The following is a 5,037-nucleotide window of genomic DNA, read 5'->3' as shown; positions in this document are numbered from 1 at the left end:
GGCCCGGCCATGCCGGGTCATCCGTTTGGGGCCCGTCCGTGCCGGGTCTGTTCATTCCGAGGCCGAGCAGGTCGCGCCTCTGGGTTCCAAGGCCCGCGGTGCCGGGCCCGATCGACCGCATCGCCGCGCTGCGCTGCGGCCTGCGCGAGCCGCCGGTGACGCCGGCGTCGGGCCCGCGCGGCGCCCTGCGCGTGCTGGACGCGATGGTGCGTTGGTACACGCAGCCGCCGGCCGAGGACGCCGGCCTGGAAGTCGCGCTCGATCATGCCGCGCGTTTGCTGCGGCCCGGCTCGCGCCTGATCGTACTGGCCGATCCGGCCAGCATCGCGGCCCTGCCGCAGCGGCGCTGGGCGGTGCTGGCCCAGCATCACGAAGTGATCGTGCTGCTGCTGACCGATCCGATCGAAACCCGGCCGCCGCAGACGGCGTTGCCGTTCAGCCGCCACGGCGAGCGGGTCGAACTCGACCTCGGCATCGATGCGCAGCGCAAGCGTTGGCACGACCAGTTCGTCGCGCCGGTCCAGGTGGCCCTGGAGAAACTGCCGGCACGCGGAGTGCGCGTGCAGGCCTTGTCGACCGAGGCGCCGAGCGAATCGTGGCTGCCGCTGCTGGGCCGCTCGCGGCCGTTGGTGGCCTGATGGACGCGACCCTGCCGCTGCGCGATGTCCACCAACCCGATGCGCCGCCGCTGTGGCCGCTGGCGCCGGGCTGGTGGATGCTGATCGCCGTGCTCGCGATCGTGGCGCTGGCGATCTATCTCTGGCAGCGTCGCCGGCAACGGCGGCGGCGCGAGATCGCACGGGTCTTCGACCAGGCGCTCGAAGCCGCGACCACGCCTGCGCAGGAAGTCGCGGCGATGTCGGAGTTGTTGCGCCGGGCGGCGCGCCGGCACGATCGCGAGGCTGATCGCCTGCAAGGCGAGGCCTGGCTGGAATTCCTCGACCGCGGCTCCAAGCGCCGGGATTTCGTCGAAGGCCCCGGCCGCTTGCTGCTCGACGGCGGTTATCGGCGCGAGGCCGACCCGGCCCAGGTCGCGACCTTGCGCGAACTCGCCCGGCAACGCTTCCTGCGTTGGATGGGGGCGCGTTGATGTCCTGGCTCAGCGATTGGCGCGAGCTGTTCGCCTGGCCGTGGTGGTTGCTGGCCTTGCCGTTGCCGCTGCTCGCGCGTTGGCTGTTGCCGGCCGCGCGCGACGCCTCGGCCGCGCTCAAGGTGCCGTTCGGCGATCGCCTGGATGCGGTCGCCGCGGCGGGCGGCCGCAGCCTGCGCGGCGGCGGTGCGGATTGGCTGCTGTGGCTGGCCTGGGCACTGCTGTGCATCGCCGCGGCGCGTCCGCAACAACTCGGCGAAGCGGTGCAGCCGCCGCAGGTCGGCCGCGACATGATGCTCGCCCTCGACCTGTCGGGCAGCATGAGCGAACCCGACATGGCCCTGAACGATGCGCCGGTCGAACGTCTGACCGCGGCCAAGGCGGTGCTCGCCGACTTTCTCGATCGCCGTGTCGGCGATCGCATCGGCCTGATCGTGTTCGGGCGTCGCGCCTACGTGCTTGCGCCCTTGACCCTGGACCGCGACACCGTGCGCGACCAGCTCAAGGACAGCGTGGTCGGCCTGGCCGGGCAGGAAACCGCGATCGGCGATGCGGTCGGCCTGGCGGTCAAGCGCCTGCGCGAGCAGCCTACCGGCCAGCGCGTGCTGGTCCTGTTGACCGACGGCGTCAACACCGCCGGCGCGCTCGATCCGGCCAAGGCGGCCGAGCTCGCGCGCGATCATCAGGTGCGCATCCACACCATCGCCTTCGGCGGCGACGGTTCGCTGTCCTTGTTCGGTTTCAAGATCGCGGTGCCTGGCGGCGATCCGCTCGACGAAACCTCGTTGCGCGCCATCGCCCAGACCACCGGCGGACGCTTCTTCCGCGCCCGCGACACCGCCGAGCTCGCCGGCATCTACACCGAAATCGATCGCATCGAACCGGTGCGGCGCCCCGGCAAAGCGGTGCGGCCGCGGATCGAGCGTTATGTCTGGCCACTGGCGGCCGCATTCGGCCTGGGCCTGTTGGCCTTCGCCTGGCCGCGACGGAGGCCGGCATGAGCCCGTCGCTGTGGCTGCACAACCTGGCGCCCTTGCAGTTGCTGCGCCCGCACTGGCTGTGGGCGCTGCTGGCGCTGCCGTTGCTGGCCTGGCTATGGCGTCGTCGCCGCAATCGCAGCAGCGTGTGGCGCAGCGCGGTCGACCCGCACCTGCTGCCGCATCTGCTCGACGGGCGCGACGGTCGTCGCTCGCGTTTCGCCGCGGCGACCGCGGTGTTCGCTTATGCCTTGGCCGTGTTCGCGCTGAGCGGGCCGAGCTGGCGTCAGAGCGAGCAGCCGTTGTGGCAGGGCGGCACGCCGCTGGTGGTCGCGCTGGACCTTTCGAGCCGGACCCTGGCCGGCGATCTGCCGCCAACGCGATTGGCGCAGGCGCGAGCCAAGCTGGCGACCTTGCTGAAGCTGCGCGACGGCGGCCAGGTCGGCCTGGTCGTCTACGCCGACGATGCCTATACGGTGGCGCCGCTGACCGACGATGCGCGCAACGTCGCGGTCTTCCTGGATGCGTTGTCGCCCGACGTCATGCCCGGCGACGGCCAGCGCGGCGACCGCGCCATCGAATGGTCGGCGCGCCTGCTCGCCCAGGCCGGTTTCGAGCGCGGCGAGATCCTGTTGATGACCGACCGCGCCGACGCGGCCGCGCGCCGCGCCGCGGCGCAGGCCGCCGACCGCGGCTATCGCGTGTCGGTGCTGGGCCTGGGCGGCGAGACCGCGACCCCGTTCCAGCGCCCCGACGGCAGCATCGTCAACGTCAAACTCGACGCGGCATCCCTGCGTGCGCTAGCCGCCGACGGCGAAGGCCGTTACGCGACCATCGGCCGCGGCGACGAGGACCTGCAGGCGCTGCGCTTGCTGGCGCCGGAAGTGTCCGACGCCGGCAGCGCGCGCGGCGAGAAAAGCCTGGCCCGCGAAGACAACGGCTATTGGTTGCTGCCGGTGTTGCTGCTGCTGGCCCTGTTCGCGTTCCGTCGTCGCAGCGGCGCGGCCGCGGTCGTGCTGCTGTGCCTGGGCTGGCCGGTGCTGCAACCGGCGCAGGCGCAAGGACTGTGGCAACGCCCGGACCAGGCCGCGCACGAACGCATGCGCGAAGGCACCCAGGCCTATCGCAAGGGCGAGTTCGAGCGCGCCGGCGAGCTCTACCGGCGCGCTGAGGGCGCGGACGCGCAGTACAACCTCGGCAATGCGCTGGCGCGCCAGGGCCGCTATCCGGATGCGATCGCGGCCTACGATCGGGCGCTTGAGCTGCAACCCGGCATGGCCGACGCCCTGGCCAACAAGCGCGCGGTCGAAGCGGCGATGAAACGGCCACCGCCGCCGAAGGGCGGCGACGGCAAGAATCCGCCGAAGTCGCAGAACGGCAAGGACGGCCAGGGCCAACCGCCGCAGCAGAACGGACAGCAACAGGACGGGCAGCAATCGCCTTCGCCCGCGTCGCCGAAGCCGGCGCCGCCCAAGCCCTCGCAGGATTCCGGCGATCCCGCCCGGTCCCGGCCGAAGCCCGGCGAATCGAAGCCGTCCGACCGGGACGCCCAGCGCCAGGCCGATGCGGCCCAGCGCGAACGCATGCAGCGCGAACTCGCGCGCCAGGGCAAGCACCCCGCGCCGCAAGCGGCTTCCGGGCGCAAACCCGAACAGGAAACACCGCTCGAGCGCGAGCGCCGGCTCGCCAACGAAGCCTGGCTCAAGCGCGTCCCGGACGATCCGGGCGGCCTGCTGCGCGAGAAACTCAAGATCGAATACGAGCGGCGCCAGATGGAGGCGCTGCGAGGGGATTGAAACCGATGTCGCGATGGATGGGCCGATTGGGGTTGTGGTTGCTGCTGGCGACGCTCAGCACGGGCGCGTGCGCGCAAACGCGGGCCTGGCTCGACCGCGAGCGCATCAACGCCGGCGAAACGGCGACTTTGAACGTCGAGACCACCGGCGCGCTCGGCAACAGTCCCGACTTCGCGCCGCTGCGTGGCGATTTCGTGCTCAGCGCAAGCAGCAACAACAGCGAGATGGTGTCGGGCCGGAACGGTCTGGCCGTGCGCAGCCGGTTCTCGGTGCTGCTGCAGCCGCGCCGCAGCGGCCGCATCGCGATTCCGGCCCTGCAGGTCGGCAGCGAGCGTACGCAGCCGCTGACCCTGGAAGTGCTGGGCGAACCGGCCGGCGTGCCGCAGGGCGCCGGCGGCGATGTGTTCATCGAGAGCGAAGCCGACGACCTCAGTCCCTACGTGCAACAGGCGGTGGGCTGGGTGGTGCGGCTGTATTCGGCGGTGCCTTTGCTCGCCGGCAAGATCGACCAGCCGGTGCCGGAAGGCGCGTCCTTGATGCGGGTCGGCGACGACGCGCAATACAGCCGCGATGTCGCCGGACGCCGCTACACCGTGGTGGAGCGGCGGTTCCTGTTGGTGCCCGAACGCAGCGGCGCGCTCGGCATGCCGCCGGCGCTGTTCGAAGGGCGCAGCGCACCGAGCTTCCTCGACCAGGTCATGGGCGGCAGCGGCGACGAATTGCGCGCGCGCGCCCGGCCGCGCAGCCTGAACGTGCAGCCCCTGCCGGCCGACGCACCGCAGCCGTGGCTGCCCTTGCACGAGCTGAGCCTGCGTTACCGCTCCACGCCGCAGGAACTCCGGGTCGGCAGCGCCGCGACCCTGGTGGTCGAGGCGACCGTCGACGGAGCCACTGCCGCGCAGCTGCCCGAGCTGCAGTTGCCGCCGATCGACGGCGTGCAGGTGTTTCCCGAGCCGGTGCAGGCCGACGACGGTTTCGCCGACGGCCGGCCGCGGGTGAAGCTGACCCGCAAGTTCTCGCTGGTGCCTGCGCGCACCGGTCCGACCCGGCTCGAGGGCCTGCGCATGGAGTGGTGGGACGTAGCCGCCGGCAAGCCGCGCAGCAGCGCCCTGCCGCCATTGTCGTGGACGATCGCCGCGGCCGGCGGCGCGGCGGCGGCCGGGGTTGCGCCCGC

General features: G+C 72.2%; 5 protein-coding genes. All 5 read left to right on the top strand.

The window, feature by feature from the left end; all coding sequences use genetic code 11:
- Positions 1-98 precede the first annotated feature (98 nt).
- A complete protein-coding gene (locus ACSAMQ_RS19910; RefSeq protein ID WP_435397319.1) occupies positions 99-638 on the top strand; it encodes a hypothetical protein in 540 nt (179 codons plus the stop codon).
- On the top strand, positions 635-1,090 hold the full coding sequence (locus tag ACSAMQ_RS19905; protein WP_435397320.1) for a DUF4381 domain-containing protein: 456 nt from the start codon (positions 635-637) through the stop codon (positions 1,088-1,090). The genes ACSAMQ_RS19910 and ACSAMQ_RS19905 overlap by 4 nt, the downstream gene beginning before the upstream one ends.
- Positions 1,090-2,091: a vWA domain-containing protein gene (locus tag ACSAMQ_RS19900; protein ID WP_435397318.1), complete on the top strand. Its 1,002-nt coding sequence runs from the start codon at positions 1,090-1,092 to the stop codon at positions 2,089-2,091. Before ACSAMQ_RS19905 ends, ACSAMQ_RS19900 begins: the two co-directional genes overlap by 1 nt.
- Positions 2,088-3,863, top strand: coding sequence for a VWA domain-containing protein (locus ACSAMQ_RS19895; protein ID WP_435397317.1), 1,776 nt, complete (start codon positions 2,088-2,090; stop codon positions 3,861-3,863). The genes ACSAMQ_RS19900 and ACSAMQ_RS19895 overlap by 4 nt, the downstream gene beginning before the upstream one ends.
- A 5-nt stretch (positions 3,864-3,868) precedes the next feature.
- The coding region (locus ACSAMQ_RS19890) for a BatD family protein (protein ID WP_435397316.1) at positions 3,869-5,037 on the top strand (1,169 nt) is incomplete at its 3' end.

Origin of the sequence: Lysobacter sp. 1R34A (assembly GCF_051217035.1) — a bacterium.
In the GTDB taxonomy this organism is placed as follows: domain Bacteria; phylum Pseudomonadota; class Gammaproteobacteria; order Xanthomonadales; family Xanthomonadaceae; genus Lysobacter.
The sequence above is the reverse complement of the archived record's forward strand: the minus strand, read 5'-3'. Positions and strand labels throughout refer to the sequence as shown.